General features: G+C 39.0%; 15 protein-coding genes. 1 reads left to right on the forward strand and 14 read right to left on the reverse strand.

Going from position 1 to position 15,925, the window contains the following annotated elements:
* Positions 1 to 72: 72 nt before the first annotated feature.
* From BIV20_RS11050 to BIV20_RS11110, 13 genes are all read right to left on the reverse strand, one after another.
* Complete coding sequence (locus tag BIV20_RS11050) at positions 73 to 873, reverse strand: ABC transporter permease subunit (RefSeq protein ID WP_075720788.1); 801 nt, start codon at positions 871 to 873, stop codon at positions 73 to 75.
* Positions 870 to 1,766, reverse strand: coding sequence for an ABC transporter ATP-binding protein (locus tag BIV20_RS11055; protein ID WP_075720789.1), 897 nt, complete (start codon positions 1,764 to 1,766; stop codon positions 870 to 872). Before BIV20_RS11055 ends, BIV20_RS11050 begins: the two co-directional genes overlap by 4 nt.
* Complete coding sequence (locus tag BIV20_RS11060; RefSeq protein WP_075720790.1) at positions 1,763 to 2,215, reverse strand: hypothetical protein; 453 nt, start codon at positions 2,213 to 2,215, stop codon at positions 1,763 to 1,765. The genes BIV20_RS11055 and BIV20_RS11060 overlap by 4 nt, the downstream gene beginning before the upstream one ends.
* On the reverse strand, positions 2,208 to 2,657 hold the full coding sequence (locus BIV20_RS11065; protein ID WP_075720791.1) for a LytTR family DNA-binding domain-containing protein: 450 nt from the start codon (positions 2,655 to 2,657) through the stop codon (positions 2,208 to 2,210). Before BIV20_RS11065 ends, BIV20_RS11060 begins: the two co-directional genes overlap by 8 nt.
* A 149-nt stretch (positions 2,658 to 2,806) precedes the next feature.
* Complete coding sequence (locus BIV20_RS11070) at positions 2,807 to 4,060, reverse strand: ABC transporter permease (RefSeq protein ID WP_075720792.1); 1,254 nt, start codon at positions 4,058 to 4,060, stop codon at positions 2,807 to 2,809.
* Between the two features lie 15 nt (positions 4,061 to 4,075).
* Positions 4,076 to 5,671 carry an efflux RND transporter periplasmic adaptor subunit gene (locus BIV20_RS11075; RefSeq protein WP_075720793.1) on the reverse strand — a complete coding sequence of 532 codons (1,596 nt, stop codon included), beginning with the start codon at positions 5,669 to 5,671 and terminating at the stop codon, positions 4,076 to 4,078.
* Positions 5,664 to 6,356 (reverse strand): ABC transporter ATP-binding protein, encoded by a 693-nt coding sequence (locus tag BIV20_RS11080; protein WP_075720794.1) that lies wholly within the window; start codon positions 6,354 to 6,356, stop codon positions 5,664 to 5,666. The genes BIV20_RS11075 and BIV20_RS11080 overlap by 8 nt, the downstream gene beginning before the upstream one ends.
* Positions 6,357 to 6,361: 5 nt before the next feature.
* A complete protein-coding gene (locus BIV20_RS11085; protein WP_075720795.1) occupies positions 6,362 to 7,720 on the reverse strand; it encodes an efflux RND transporter periplasmic adaptor subunit in 1,359 nt (452 codons plus the stop codon).
* Positions 7,721 to 7,849: 129 nt separating this feature from the next.
* Positions 7,850 to 9,088, reverse strand: a complete 1,239-nt coding sequence (gene glyA / locus BIV20_RS11090) for a serine hydroxymethyltransferase (RefSeq protein ID WP_075720796.1) — start codon at positions 9,086 to 9,088, stop codon at positions 7,850 to 7,852.
* Between the two features lie 81 nt (positions 9,089 to 9,169).
* Complete coding sequence (locus tag BIV20_RS11095; RefSeq protein ID WP_075720797.1) at positions 9,170 to 9,442, reverse strand: DUF1294 domain-containing protein; 273 nt, start codon at positions 9,440 to 9,442, stop codon at positions 9,170 to 9,172.
* 4 nt (positions 9,443 to 9,446) lie between these two features.
* The gene (locus BIV20_RS11100; protein ID WP_075720798.1) at positions 9,447 to 10,295 is read right to left on the reverse strand and encodes a DUF368 domain-containing protein; all 849 of its coding nucleotides are present in this window, start codon (positions 10,293 to 10,295) and stop codon (positions 9,447 to 9,449) included.
* 27 nt (positions 10,296 to 10,322) lie between these two features.
* Positions 10,323 to 11,378, reverse strand: a complete 1,056-nt coding sequence (gene hisC / locus BIV20_RS11105) for a histidinol-phosphate transaminase (RefSeq protein WP_075720799.1) — start codon at positions 11,376 to 11,378, stop codon at positions 10,323 to 10,325.
* A 60-nt stretch (positions 11,379 to 11,438) separates the two neighbouring features.
* Entirely contained in the window at positions 11,439 to 12,086 is a 648-nt protein-coding gene (locus tag BIV20_RS11110; protein WP_075720800.1) for an HAD family hydrolase, read from the reverse strand.
* A 182-nt stretch (positions 12,087 to 12,268) separates the two neighbouring features.
* Here BIV20_RS11110 and BIV20_RS11115 point away from each other — a divergent pair, with 182 nt between their 5' ends.
* Positions 12,269 to 12,763: a hypothetical protein gene (locus BIV20_RS11115; protein WP_075720801.1), complete on the forward strand. Its 495-nt coding sequence runs from the start codon at positions 12,269 to 12,271 to the stop codon at positions 12,761 to 12,763.
* 56 nt (positions 12,764 to 12,819) lie between these two features.
* Here the strand turns inward: BIV20_RS11115 and BIV20_RS11120 are convergent, their stop codons facing one another.
* Positions 12,820 to 15,840, reverse strand: a complete 3,021-nt coding sequence (locus BIV20_RS11120; protein ID WP_075720802.1) for a glycoside hydrolase family 2 TIM barrel-domain containing protein — start codon at positions 15,838 to 15,840, stop codon at positions 12,820 to 12,822.
* Positions 15,841 to 15,925: the final 85 nt, after the last annotated feature.

Here is a 15,925-nt window from a genome sequence, read left to right on the forward strand (position 1 = left end):
CCTCCCCTCCTCATAAAGATAAAAGTCAATTCGTTTTTTATTCTAACCTATTTGTAATTCCACGTCAATCCTTTACAGTGATAAATCCCTCCTGCCAAACCACCATATTCCACTACTAAACAAAATAATTGCTACAACAGCCATAACAACATTTTGTCCCCATATTCCACTTTCTCCTTTTACGATTTCTGCTGTCGGAAGCAAGGTGTAAATTGTTAAATATTTTAACTTTTCCAACTTATCTCCCATATTAGAAATCATCTGTATAAGAAAAAATAGAATTGGAAGTCCTGCTCCTAACGCATAATAATTCTTTGACTCACTACATACGCAGGCTGCCAAAAATGCTATTCCGCATACCAGAAGTTGCATCAGCAGAGTACTTCCATTCAACATAATATAGCGCTTCACATCCAGTTCTCCCGGAAACATAATCTGACTTCCCGCAATCCCCATAACAGTAACCGCTACCATTAGAATTCCCATCCATAAAATAATGGATAATGCCTGTGTACAAATAATCTTTCTTCTGGAATTAGGAGTTGACAGTAAGTTCGCCATAGAACCATTATCAATATAACTCATAACCAATTTCTGTACCATAATAATGACAAAAATCAATGGAAACAAAATCATCAGAAAACCATACAAATATATCTGCATCCATTCTAATAAATTAGACGCAACTCCTGTCATTCCTGCGGCGGCCATCATTCCCGAAAATGCCTCCTGATACTGATTCAACATATCTGCCAGTTCCGGATTATACATATAAACAATCACCAGTGTATACATACACAACACTGCATAAATAATCAAAAATGGTTTCACACAAGATGCCATGTTTCTTTTTAATAATGGAATTGAAATCATTTCTTTTCCTCCTCTCCATAAAAATGCATAAATAATTCTTCTAAACTCTGCGTCTTAATATCCAGGTCTATCGGCTGATATTTTGCAATCAGTTGCAGTGTTTCCGGAATCTGATTCTTTACCGTAAGCTGTACCCGATTCCCTGTTATTCCCTGCACTTCCACCCCGGATTCTTTTACAAATCGTTCGGCTGTCTGCGCATCCGGCAATGTAACCGTATATATTTTTTTACGTTTCTCAGAAAGTGACTGCATATCCTCGATTGCCACAATCCTTCCTGCCCGGATAATTGCAGTACGGTCACAAGTTTTCTCTACTTCTTCAAAAATATGGGAAGACATCAGAATGGTTGTGCCCTTTCTTTTTTCTTCCAAAATCAACTCTACAAACCGATTCTGCATCAACGGATCTAACCCACTGGTCGGTTCATCTAAAATGACTGCCTTGGGATTCCCCATAAATGCACACACCAGTCCAACCTTTTGTTTCATTCCCTTAGACATCTTTCGCATTTTTCCCTGAGGATTTAATTCAAACCGCTCTATCAACTCTTCCATTCTGGACAAATCCTTTATTCCCTTCATCCGTGCCATAAACTCCAAAAATTTTCTTCCGGTCATATCTTCCATAAAAGCAAGTTCCCCGGCAAGATAACCTATTTCACTTTGAATTTCGCTTGCCTGTGCAAAACAGTCCTTCCCAAAAATCTGACACGTTCCTGCCTGTGGATGAATAAATCCCATCAACTGGCGAATCGTGGTACTTTTCCCTGCTCCGTTTGGTCCCAGATAACCGAATACTTCCCCTTCCTTTACGGAAAAAGATACGTCAAACACTCCCTTTCCGCTTCCGTAATCCTTCGTTACATTTTGTAATTCGATTACATTCTTCATTTCACATCCTCCTTTTTCCGTTTTTTCAACAAATCATTCATTTCTCTGGTATCTTCCAGATAAAAATATTTCAAAAACAACCATATCATCACAAAAAAACATATCATGCATACATAAAAAGCTACTGCAATTCCAACTGACACTTCAGAAAACCAATGAAATCCATTTCCTGTAAGAATAATAAGAAAAACAGGAATGACGCACCAAAGAACCTCTCGCAAGAGATATTCTCGTTTTGTATATGCCTTTTCTTTAAAAAACAATCCCTTTTGCGCCCATGCTATCACATATCCCAATAAAAGTTGTTGAAAAATAATAGCAAATGGCACGTCATCTACACCACCAAGCCATTGTAAAAAGCCATACATAAACGTCATAGATGCCCCATGTACGCAAGCAAAGAATTCCACATCTGCTTCTGTCTTTAAATATTTTTTCAACTTATTCATGATTCTTCCCTCCTCGCAGTAGTTCTCGAAAGACCTTCGCATACCTTCTGGATATAATCACATGCTCCTGATTATCCAAAAGTGCATCAATACGATTTCCCATTTCACTTCGCACGGATGCAATGTGATTGATATTCACAACAAAGGATTTATTACACCGGAAAAATCCGTAGGAATTTAACTTTTCTTCTGCCTCTGCCAGTGTGAGTGCCACCTGATATTCGTTTTCACTGGTATAAGCAAACAATTTTTCATCTACACTTTCAAAATAATATATTTCTCTAGGCTGAATACGATACTGTCTCTCTCCGCTTTTTCCCACGACAAAAACCGATTCTCTCTTTAATGACTCTATGATTCTTTTAATTTCAGGTGTCATTTCTTTATATTTAACAAGAATCTCATCCTCACCGGATGCAATTTGTTCTGTACGTACTTTCATAATCTCCTCCTTGCAAGATTTACTATACCTTTTTCCAATTGTTTCTGCAATAAAATTTCGGGGAGATGCATGTTTTCTCCGTTAAGATGCATTTTATTGAGGTAGAAAAAAAGAACTTCCATTATTTGAAAGTTCTTTTTCTCTTAATTTTATTCGTGCCGCAACGAATCAATCGGATTCAAATTAGCAGCCTTATAGGATGGTAGCAATCCAAAAATAATTCCAATTACCATGGAGAAAATCACGGCTATCACCGCTGCCGGTGCACTAATGGCAACCTTTGTCTCCATTACCTTGGATATTACCTCTGCTAACACAATTCCAACCACAACACCAAGTAGACCACCAAGGCTGGTCAAAACCGCCGCTTCTGTTAAAAACTGGCCTAAAATCTTCCCTTTTCTGGCTCCGATTGCTTTTTTCAGACCAATTTCCTGCGTACGTTCCGTTACTGATACCAGCATGATATTCATAACACCAATACCACCTACCAGAAGTGAAATTCCTGCAATCCAGATTAACATAGTATTTGTAGATTGACTCAATTCCTGAATCTCCTTTGCCTGTTCCAGAAGATTTGCCGCCTTATATTTCAAGGTGTCATCTTCTACCTCAAGATTGGCATTCAAAATCTCCTCCACCTGTTTTCCTGCCGCTGTCATGTTATCCGTATTATCCAACTTCAACACCAACGCCTGCGGTTCGTCATAGGAATAAATAACCGGCCAAGTGGTATCAGGCACATATACAGAGCCACTACTGTCATCCGCATACATATAATAATCCTCTATGGAATTAATTACAGGCTCGAATTTAGATGATTTCTCCACTACTCCAATTACCACATACGGCTCTTGTTTAATCTCAATGGTTTTTCCTACCGGATCTTCCCCTTCGAAAAGCGTTTCTGCTGAATCTACATCCAAAATTGCCACCTTACGATACTTACTATAATCTGACTCTGCGAAATTTCTTCCACTTCTTATTTTATAATTACAGGTTGCAAAGTAATTCTGGTCTATTCCGTATATTTTTCCTCCGGATAAACCGGTATTTTGATGATATACCGTATTATATCCTTCTCGGTAAGTATACAAAGCAACATTTTCTACATGATCAAGTTCCAATATTTCCTGTCTGACATCTTCCGAAATAACCGGTACACCATCCGGTATTCCATTGTATTCCATCTCGTATGCCCAATCTCCCTGATTCAACTGTACTGTTACTGTATTATCTCCCGAACCTACTAAATTCTCTTTAATCTGTTCGTTCGTTCCTTTAATTGTAGAAACAATTGCAATAATTGCTGCAATACCAATAATAATTCCCAACATGGTAAGAAAGGAACGCATTTTATGTGACCAAATTCCTTGAAAGGACAGTCTTATATTTTCTAGCATAATGTTTCCTCCTTATCAATAATAAAACATTCCGCCACCGGAAGCATCTTCTACCTTGGCACCTTCTTTGGCTGACTTACCATATGGAAATGCAATTCTATCCTCCAGAGTAAGTCCTGATACAATTTCTACAGCCTCTCCCCAGAGGGTCTTTCCAGTAACAACATATTGTTTTACAAGTCGATCATTTTCATCTGCTTTTAATACATAGGACTTTCCATCTTCTTCTCTCACATACGCTTTTTGAATATAGATGCTGTCGGAATTCTCCATATTATTTGTCATGGTAAGCTCTACAGACTCACCGTTTTTCAACCCCTGTGTGTCCTCGATATATGCAGTGTATGGATAGTAAGAAACATTTGGATTACCGTCTCCGCTCAACACATCTCTGTTTTCCGTCGGATAAGTGGATATTTCAGTAATTGTAGCCTCAAAGCTCATTCCACTCTCCCATGAATTGGCATATACAGACTGTCCTACTTCCATCTCTCCCAACATCAATTCACTTACAGCTCCCTTTACATATAGCCCTTCTGAACCGCTGACTGTCAAAAATGGTGTTCCGTCTGTAGGTGGATTGTCCTTATTTCCTACTTTTTTAACAACTCCGTTTACTGTAGCAGAAACCACACCATTTTCTGAGATTTTTTTCATCTGTTCCAGTTCTAATTCTGCTTTACGTTTACTCAAATCAAGGTCTCTGATTTCTCCTTCCTTATCAGAAATCAGCTTCGCCAATTCCTTGGCTGTATAGCCCTGTGGTTCTTCTACCGTCGGTTCTGTTACCGGAATGTCCTCTATTGGTTCTTGTATCTCTCCCATCAGCTCATCTTCGATTTGTGACTTCGTACTAACTGCCCATTTGGAGTCTTCTGCCATCTGCGGTAATCCACTATTTCCACTCACACTCCATGAAGTCAGCAATGTGCCTTCCAATGTGTTATTCTCATGAATCTCAAATACTGCAAACTTTGGATTAGATACGTCTTCTGACAAACTATTCAAGTATTCTCCCAACACATAGCACTCCGGTGTGCACAAGAACACATATGGATCATCCACCGTTCCAGTTCCCTTATTTGGTATAGAATTCAATGTGATGTAATTGTATGCTTCTCCTGTTTTCTCCGGTAACTGAGGTTCTTCCGGCACGGTTGGCGTTTCAGGTACAGTTGGCGTTTCAGGTACCGTCGGCGTTTCTGAAATTGGAGTTGTATTCTTCAACTTTTCCAATTCCTTTTTCGCTGCTGTAAGCTTATTATTATAGGTATCCACATCCAATTCCTTCATTTCCATCTGAAGATTTGCCATAGTCATATCATAAGAAACTAATGGGTCACCAATCGAAACCGTCTGTCCTTCCGTTACAAATACTTCTTCTATGGTCTGACTTTCCAATAAATATACATCCTGAGACGTATCGTTTGTTACCATTCCATAGCTACTCATTCCACTGCCACCATATCCCCAATTCAGGTTAGAAACAGATTGCACCTCTACCGTAGTATTTTTTGATTTATACCAACGGTATGTAAAAATCCCCCCCACTGCTAACGCAACTACTACAACGATAGAAACTATTATTACAATTATTTTTTTCTTACTCATGGACTACCTCCTCACTGCCCTCTTCTGTAATCACACCATCTATGATGTGTACAATACGTTTTGCATTCGAGGCTATATTTCTATCATGGGTAATCATTACAATCGTAACGCCTTCTTCATTCAGCTTCTCAAATAGTTCCATGATCTGCTGTCCAGACTTAGAGTCCAGTGCACCGGTAGGTTCATCCGCCAAAAGAATCTTAGGGTTATTTACCATCGCTCTTGCAATAGCAACACGTTGCTTTTGTCCACCTGAAAGCTGTGTAGGTTTGAAATCCACACGTTCTCCCAGTCCTACGCGTTCCAGTGCTGCTGCTGCCCTCTGTCTTCTTTCCTTTTTCTTCACACCTGCATAGCTTAACGGAAGCGCTACATTATCTAACGCTGACTGTCTTGGCAACAAATGAAAGCTCTGAAAAACAAACCCAATTCTTCTCAATCGCAAGTCAGACATTTCTTTGTCTTTATACTTTAATACATTCTCACCAGCCAATTCATAAGTTCCTGAAGTTGGTCTGTCCAGACATCCGATAATATTCATTAATGTAGTTTTCCCGGAACCGGATGGTCCCATAATTGCTACATATTCTCCCTCTTCCACTTGAAGAGAAACATCCTTCAATACCGGAACCACGAGCTTATCCTGCTGATAATCTTTAAAAATATTCTGTAAATTTAATATCATTCTACTCATCCCTCCGGTTGCTCTTCTACTGGTTCTTCTATTGATTCCTCTGCACCGTCTTCCAGACTACCTCCCTCTGGTAACATTTCATCCTCCGGCACTTCATCTTCCGGTAACATTGTATCATCTATCACTTCATCTTCCATCATTTCGTCTTCCATACCGCCTTCCTGATTATAAAGCGGAGAAGAATAGTCTACCTCTGCTGCATCCGTTACCGTAGTAACACCTTCATAAAGGCCAAACATTGGATATGCGATATAATCTTCCTCAGATAGTCCTGATTTAATCTCATACTCTCCTAATTCTTCGTCATATTCTCCCAATTCTACTCTTCGTTTTTCCAGTTTATCCTTATCATTGGCAGCCCACACATATGGTTCTTCTTCATCCATGCCTATATAACCCTCAAACAACCAGATACCTTCTTTTGCTTCATTCTGGCCTTCATCCAGTTCTATATATACATGCTGTCCTAGTATCAATCCATCAGCAGCATTCAACGTTACATAAAATGGATACTTGGCAGAAGTCATTCCAGATTCAGATTCCATATAATTATTTGTATTTGTTTCCTGATTCTCCATATCTACCTTACTGATAGTTCCATTCCATACCTGTTCTTCATCAATTCTGGAACGAATAATTACACTCTGTCCCTGACTTAAGGAGGCAATATTTTGCTCACTTACCGTTCCTTTGATACGATAATCTCCGGTAGCAAGAATTGTCATATATGCTGAAGCGTTTCCCGATGCATCCACACCATTTTCATTGATAGACTTTACTACTCCTGCAATTTCACTGTTTACCGTGGAATTATCAATAGCTTCCTGCTTCTTCTGCATTTCTATTTTTTTACTCTGGATATTGTACTCTGACTGTTTAATACTATTCTGTAAACTCTGAATCTGCGTAGTATAATTAAACTTTTCATCCTCAGGCGCTGTACTTTTTTCCTCATTTAACTGTTTAATCTGCGCTTGATAGTTCGTAATATCATTCTGCATCCCCTCCAAATCAAGCTTCGCCTGTGCTAATTCAGATTCCAATGCCTCCGTATCATATTCAAACAACGGAGTTCCTACCTCTACCGCATCTCCCTCTGCTACAAAAACCTCTTTTACCGTCTTTTCGCCGTTTTTATTTACCTCCCATGTTTCCTGTGGTTCTACAACTCCGGAATACCGGTTCTGTACTCCGGAATCTGCCGAAACTAATGATGCTACTGATTCTACATACACTTTATCCGCACTTTTTCCTCCGGAACCCTTTCCACTCAAGAAATACCACAACCCACCCCCAGCTACTGCCACAACCACTACAGCTACTGCAATGATAATTCCCACTTTCTTTTTACTCATTGTTCTCCTCCTATTATTAATAATTATGTATGATATAAAAAATGGCTATAATGCATAATGCCTCATAGCCATCTTATCACGAAATACTTATAAACTTCTACGAAGTTTATTAATATTTCCTTAATGTTCTTAAACTAATGGATATTTTTCTGTCAGTTCTTTTACCATTGCTCTTACTTCATCAGATGCAGCCTCGCCTTCCTTAATCATCCGTGCGATACACTCTGCCACCCTATCCATATCCTCCGTATTGAATCCTCTGGAAGTAACAGCCGGTGTTCCAAGACGAATACCACTTGTCACAAATGGAGACTTCGGATCATTCGGAATTGTATTCTTATTTGAAGTAATGTTAACAGAATCCAGTAACTTTTCTACTGCCTTTCCGGTTAAATCATACGGTGTCAAATCCACCAACATCAAATGATTATCTGTTCCACCGGAAACAATTTTAATATCACGCTTCATAAGTCCCTTACACAACGCCTGTGCATTATCAATAATATTCTTCTGGTATACCTTAAAGCTATCATCTAACGCTTCTTTAAAACATACTGCCTTTGCTGCAATTACATGCATTAATGGGCCACCCTGAATTCCCGGGAAAATAGCCTTGTTAAAATTAAACTTATCTGCCATTTCCTGACTTGCAAGAATCATTCCACCTCTTGGTCCACGCAAAGTTTTATGGGTAGTAGTAGTTACTACATGTGCATATGGAATTGGGCTTGGATGAAGTCCAGCAGCTACTAAACCTGCAATATGTGCCATATCTACCATCAGATATGCACCTACTTCATCTGCAATTTCTCGAAATCTCTTGAAATCAATAGTTCTTGCATACGCACTTGCACCAGCAATAATAAGCTTCGGCTTGCACTCTAATGCAATCTCTCTTACCTTATCATAATCAATAAATCCTTCATCATTTACACCATAAGGCACAATCTTAAAATATGTTCCGGAGAAGTTAACAGGACTTCCATGTGTCAGATGTCCGCCATGGTCTAAGTTCATTCCCATTACGGTATCTCCCGGCTCTAACATAGCAAACTGCACTGCCATATTTGCCTGCGCTCCGGAATGTGGCTGCACATTAGCGTATTCACAACCAAACAACTCTTTGGCACGTTCAATTGCAAGATTCTCTACTACGTCCACACAGTCACATCCGCCATAATATCTCTTTCCCGGATAACCTTCTGCATATTTGTTTGTCATTGGGCTTCCCATAGCAGCCATAACTGCCTTGCTTACCCAGTTTTCTGATGCAATCAATTCGATATGGCTATTCTGTCTTGCCATTTCATCTGTGATTGCCTGTGCCACCTGTGAATCAACTGCTTTTACTTCATCAAATGAATACATATCTTCTTATCCTTCCTATTTTTTATTCCCAGCCGGCATAACCCGCCAGCTTAATATCACTGCTACATCTATGATATTATTTTACATTTTGAATGTCAATAATAATATCACTTGTACCACTAGAATAAGTGGCATACCTATTACAAAGTACCAGTGCTTTGTCTTATGGTGAAACACATACATTCCTGTCCATGTTCCAATACTTCCCAAAAGGAGCGCCACAAAAAATAACGTTTTTTCCGGTATTCGCCACTGATGTTTTCTAGCTCTTTGCTTATCTATTCCCATAAGCGCAAAACCAATGATATTTATTATCACACCATATAAAAGAGCTATTTTTTCTAAGGTACTCATGTTTCTATTCTTCTCCCAGTTTCATAGCAGCTACAACACCTACCACAAGCGCCACAATTCCAGTAAGTACCGTTACTACTGTAATCTTTCCAAACTGATTCATCATCATAATTGCAAAAGGTGATGCTACAATCAATCCAATAATTGCCCAATATGCCACATATGGAAACTTTTTAAAAATCAACTCAATAATTTTAGCAATCGCAACAATTCCAACTACTACACCGATTCCAAAAGGCACTAACACTGCGCACCCATCCAGTAATCCCGGTACATTAAAACTTACCAGATTGTCGATGAATCGATTCACTTCGTTTAAAACCGGGTTATAATATCCTATCAGCATCAGAATCATAGAACCGCTAACACCAGGAATTACCATAGTTGCAGAAGCAATAATTCCCACACCGAATAGTTTCATTATATTTACCGCATTAATACTTAGGTCTGCCGCAGCACCTTCTGTTTCACCGATTGCTGCAAGCCCTACCACAAAGGCAAAAAACAAAACACAGGCAATAATATGTGACAATCGGATACTCTGTCCCTTTACCTTCTTTGTCATCGCCGGAAGTCCACCTACAATCAAACCAACAAACAATAAATTCGTCTGGAATGGTGCCTTATCAAACATCATCTGAATGAGTCTTGCTACCACCACTAACCCAAGACCTGCACCGATTAAGATAGGAATTAGTATCTTCATGCTCTTCTTAAACTCAGACAGAAAATGGGTTGCCGCATGAATTATTTTATCGTAAATCCCCATGGAAACAGCCATAGTTCCGCCACTAACACCGGGAATGATATTGGCAACACCAATTACCACACCCTTTAAAATCATTTTTAACATAAGTTCTCTCCAATTCTTTTATTGTATTTATTTCATATATTTTTTTAAAAATGCAATCAATTCATCCATTTCTGCATCCGTTCCGATGGAAATACGCAGATAATTATCAATTCTTGGTTTATTAAAATAGCGTACATAGATGCCGGCCTTTTTTAGCTCTTCAAACAACTCTTTCGCTGAATATTTCGGATGACTGGCGAAAATAAAGTTACTCTTAGAATCCTGGAAAACAAATCCCAGTTCTTTCAGTTCACCTTTCACACGCTCTCTGGTATTTATTACCTTCTGCAATGTTTCTCTGAAATACGCTTCATCCTTTACTGCCTCTACTCCAAGGGTGAGTGCCGGCATATTCATGGTATAGGAATTAAAGGAATATTTCACATCATTGAGATACTTAATGAGCTTTGGAGCTCCTATTGCATAACCAATTCGCATTCCTGCCATACTTCTGGACTTAGAAAAAGTCTGAACTACCAAAAGGTTCTCATACTTTGGTAGTAGCGCTAATGCGGAATCCGCCCCAAAATCAACATATGCTTCATCAATAATAACGATTACATCCGGATTTCTCTGCAAAATTTCTTCCACTCGTGACAGTTCCATCGCTACTCCGGTAGGCGCATTTGGATTCGGGATTACAATTCCCCCACATTCCTTTTTATAGTCCTCCACACGAATCTGAAAATTTTCATCTAAAGGCTGACATTCATAGGGAATCCGAAATACATCTGCCCAAACATCATAAAAGGAATAGGTGATGTCCGGAAACAAAATAGGTTTCTTCGAATTAAAAAATGTCATAAAACTCATAGCAAGTACATCATCTGAACCAACTCCTACAAATACCTGCTCCGGTTTTACCTGATAATATTCTGCAAGTACATCCACAAGTGGTTTTGTTTCCGCATCCGGATACTTTCTAAATTCATTTACATCTATTTCACGCAATGCCTTTTCCACCCCCGGTGCCGGTGGATAGGGATTCTCATTTGTATTCAACTTAATTATGTTTTTCGATTTTGGCTGTTCTCCCGGTGTATAGGGAACTACCTTACGCACATTTTCTTCCCATGCTGCCATATTCGTTCCTCCTCTATTTTTTATTCGCACCTTATCATCTTATCACAGCAAAGTGAAAAATCATACATTTTTTTCCATCCATTTTTTTACTTCTATAAGATTTGGCAATATTATAATACTTTTTTCCTTCATTTCTTCATCAGGCTCCATTATATCCGGCACCATAATAGCGCTCATTCCTGCACTGTACGCAGCACGAATGCCATTATAAGAGTCCTCTATGGCATAACTTTCCTCAGGCAGAACCTGTAATTGTTCACATGCCATTAGATAAATATCCGGCTCTGGTTTGCTTTTCTCCAACATGTCACCACAAACCACTTCGTCAAAGTAAGACAGAACGTCAAGATTTCCCAGAGACTTTTTTGCAACGCTTTCTCTTGTCGACGTCGCGAGCCCAATCCGGTAATTCTGTTCTTTCAGCCATTGCAACAGTTCTTTTACTCCCGGCTTTAGCATTAGTTCTTCTGCTTCTCTCTCATGGAATAGGTCCGCCATTTCCTTTTTGTATCTTTCATAAGGAAAATCATTTCCATAATATTTCAAAAAAATTTCTTTGGCGGCTTCTTTATTTAACCCCAGACACTTTTTACACAATATTTCCACATCATGAATGCCATACTTTTCTGCAATTTGTTTCCAACAATCTGCTACCAGCCATTCAGAATCAATCACGACACCATCCATATCAAAAACTACTGCTTTCATTTCTGCCTCCTATTCTGTCATGTACGCTGTTCTCTATTATTGTGGACATTCTACCACGAAAAAACGTAAATGAAAAGAAATTTAGCAAGAACAACTTGATTATATTGTCAATCTGCATTGCATTATGCTAATATATTTCTATTGAATTCATTTCGCACATCATAGTTGGAGGATACAAAAGTATGAATGACACCACCCCTACTTTAAAAGACAAATTCGGAAACGAAATCTACTCAGATGAATGGTACGAAATCAGCAGAAAACGTGAAGGTACCGTTGCACTAATCATGATAACTATTCTGATGGGACTATTAGGTTTCATTCTTTTCCATAACATTTCTGCAATTGATGACAAAAAAATAAGCGGGATTGTCCTGCTTCTATTTTTTGTACTAGCATGGGCTCTATATCGTAAGCCACTTTGTAGAGTTTTCGGAAAAAGAATCTGGGTCAAAGTAATCAGCGACAGGCCTAATGTACATTTTTATCCTGACGACGAAAAAACAAGAATCTGTATAAAATTATCTGATGGAAATAGAAGTTGGCGAAAAACACGGGAATTTGATGATGAAGCTTCCTTTTATAGATTTTTTAACAATACGGATAATCCCATTGCAATGTACAAATTAGGAACCATACACGTTATTAATTGGTCTCATAGAATGACTCAAAAATAAATTTTCATATGAATATTCTAAAAGGGAACTGCTTTCACCCAGCAGTTCCCTTTTCTTTATACAATTCCTTTAAAACTAAACTTCAACTCCAGTGGCTTTGTTACATCCAACAAATATTCCTCATGGGTTTTTGCTCCCCAACTATTGTCACCGCCAACTCCCATCTGTTGCTTTGCAACTCTTACTACTGTATAGTGTATCTGCGGCAACTCATATGGATGCATTGCATTTTCCATTTCATGTGGAGTATAAGGCAATGCAGAAAAACTTAAGTGTTCCCCGCTGAACATGATTCCCTTTCCGGTATTGTCAGTAATCTTTGCCCAGCGTACCTCCGTCTTATTGCCACATTCCTGCGGAACCAAATACTTTGCCACATTGTCTATCACTTTATTTTTATAGATTCCTAGTTTAGAACCATGCTGTCTGTCACAGTAGGTTTCTGACGGTCCATTTCCATACCACTCTACATTTTCATAATCTGCATTGAATTTAAACATCATACCAAATTCCGGCATATCTGCCAATTCTTTTACCGGGTCATAGAATAGTGTAGTAGTAATGGTTCCATCTCCGAACACCTCATAACTTACCCTGCATTTGCTTACAGGTGTAGTAGGCATTGCATAATAGAACGTAATCACTGCACTGTGTTCTTTTTCCTGAAGGTTCGGATTTTCTTTTACTTCAGGGTCCATCCAGCAGTACATGCTGGCAATTTTCCACTGAGCATATCGTGCCATCATCTTATTTCCACAATCATTGTCGATTGGTGCACGCCAAAAGTTTGGCATTGGTATCTTCTCTATCATCTCCTTACCGCCATAACGATAAGATGCAAGTCCTCCATTCAAGAAACTAAACATACACTCAAAATGTTCTCCACGAACACCTATATTGAGTTTTCCACGAATTACAGTCAACGGCTCTGTAATTGGTTTCTTTTCCTCTTCTATTCTAAATACACCTTGTCCAAAAGCCACCTCATGTCCAATCGGTGCCCAATCTTCTGCTTCTTTCAAACGGAAGGATACAGTAATCACATATTCTCCGGGATAAGCCGGTATCTGCAATGGAAGCGGATATTCTTTTTCACTCAAAGGCTCTACCGCTGTTATAAGCTGTGCCTGTTCCACTAACTTTCCATTTTTCTCTAGCAATACCACACAGTCATATTTATCTGTATTCACAAACAGATTTTTATTTTTCACCAACACCTTATCCTTAGAAACTTCGGCACTGATATTCTGATAATTGAATTTTACCTCCTGCATCTTTGGCGATTCATCTCGTTCTCCACCGTATACAATTCCATTTCCGCTAAAATTATAATCGCATGGATGGTCGCCAAAATCACCACCATATGCCTGGAATTTGTTTCCGTAACGGTCTTTTTTCTCGATGGATTGGTCAATGTAATCCCAGATAAATCCACCCTGATAAGACGGCTCCATATCCGTCAAATCAGTATACTTATGCATTGCACCACAGGAATTTCCCATTGCATGAGCATATTCACAGCAGATAAAGGGTTTACTCCTATCCTTTGCTAAAAATGCTTTGATATCCTCTACACTTGGATACATCTGACTTTCCATATCACTGGTCTCATTGCAACGTCGGTCATTAAACACACCTTCGTAATGTACCAATCTTGTGTTATCCAATTTACGGAACAAGTCTGCCATATCCCGAATCACCGTACCGCCAAATGATTCATTTCCACAAGACCAGATTACAATTGCCGGATGGTTCTTATCACGCTGATAACAAGAATTTACTCTATCAAGCATCATAGGCTCCCAATCTTTGTTATTTCCAGGAATAGCAGTCTCAATATCTGCCTCTCCACGTATAATCGGATCCCACGATCCATGACTCTCCATATTGTTTTCTGCAATCATGTAAAGTCCATACTTATCACAAAGTGCATAAATTCTGGAATCATTCGGATAATGGCTGGTACGAATGGCATTGATATTATTCCGTTTCATAGTCATAATATCCTTAATAATTTCTTCATCCGCTACTGCGCGTCCCGTCTTAGAACTGAATTCGTGCCGGTTAACTCCCTTGAACACAATTCGTTTTCCATTAATATGCATGATATTGTTTTTCATTTCAAAACGACGGAAACCTACCATCTGTGAAATTACTTCCACAATGTTTCCGCTCTCATCCATCACTTCGAAAAGCAATTCATACAGATTCGGTTCTTCTGCACTCCAAAGTGCCGGCTCTTTTACATTTTCAAGAATTGTCAGCTCCTTTTTCAGCATCTCTTCTGCCTGAAGAACTGTTTCTTCTCCATCCTTCAAAGTTACTTTTACTTTGCCACTTCCTATTATCTTACAGGTAATCTGAAGGTCTGCATCCTGATAGGAATCATCCAGTAATGTTCTAATTTGAATATCTTCTATATGGGCTTCCGGTATAGTATACAGATATACACTTCGATAGATACCGGAAAAACGAAAGAAGTCCTGGTCCTCACACCAACTGCTTGCTGTCCACTTGAACACCTGCACTGCCAGTTTGTTTTCTCCTTCTTTCAGATATGGAGTCAATTCAAATTCTGACGGTGTAAAACTGTCCTCGCTATATCCAACATATTTCCCATTGATCCACAATGCCATTCCACTTTCTACCCCCTGAAAGGAAATATAAATGGGTTTTCCCTGCATATGCTCCGGTACTGTAAAATATTTTACATAGCTTGCTACCGGATTAAAATATTCGGGTACTTCTCCCGGTTCAATCTGTTCTCTGCCATCCCATGGATACTGTACATTGGCATACTGTGGCACATCATATCCTTCCATCTGGATGTGTGCCGGAACACGAATATCGCCCCATGACTTGCAGTCATAATCTTCTGCCTCGAACCCTTTTATTGCAGAATTGTAATTTTTCGCATAAGAAAACTTCCAAAGTCCATTTAAGGAATACCGAAAGCTCGTCTTCTTCCGGCTCAGTTCTTCCATAGATGCATAGCAAACATGATCTGAATGAGCCTCCTTACGATTTTCTGCAAATATCAACGGATTTTTTACTTTTTCATAGTTGAAACAAGACATAACAATTCCTCCATTATGACATATTTTTCTTTATACTGGTTCGGCAGCACCGAAAAACAGTGCTGCCGAACTTGTTCTTATGCAT

The organism is Roseburia sp. 499 (assembly GCF_001940225.2).
In the GTDB taxonomy this organism is placed as follows: Bacteria; Bacillota; Clostridia; order Lachnospirales; family Lachnospiraceae; genus Petralouisia.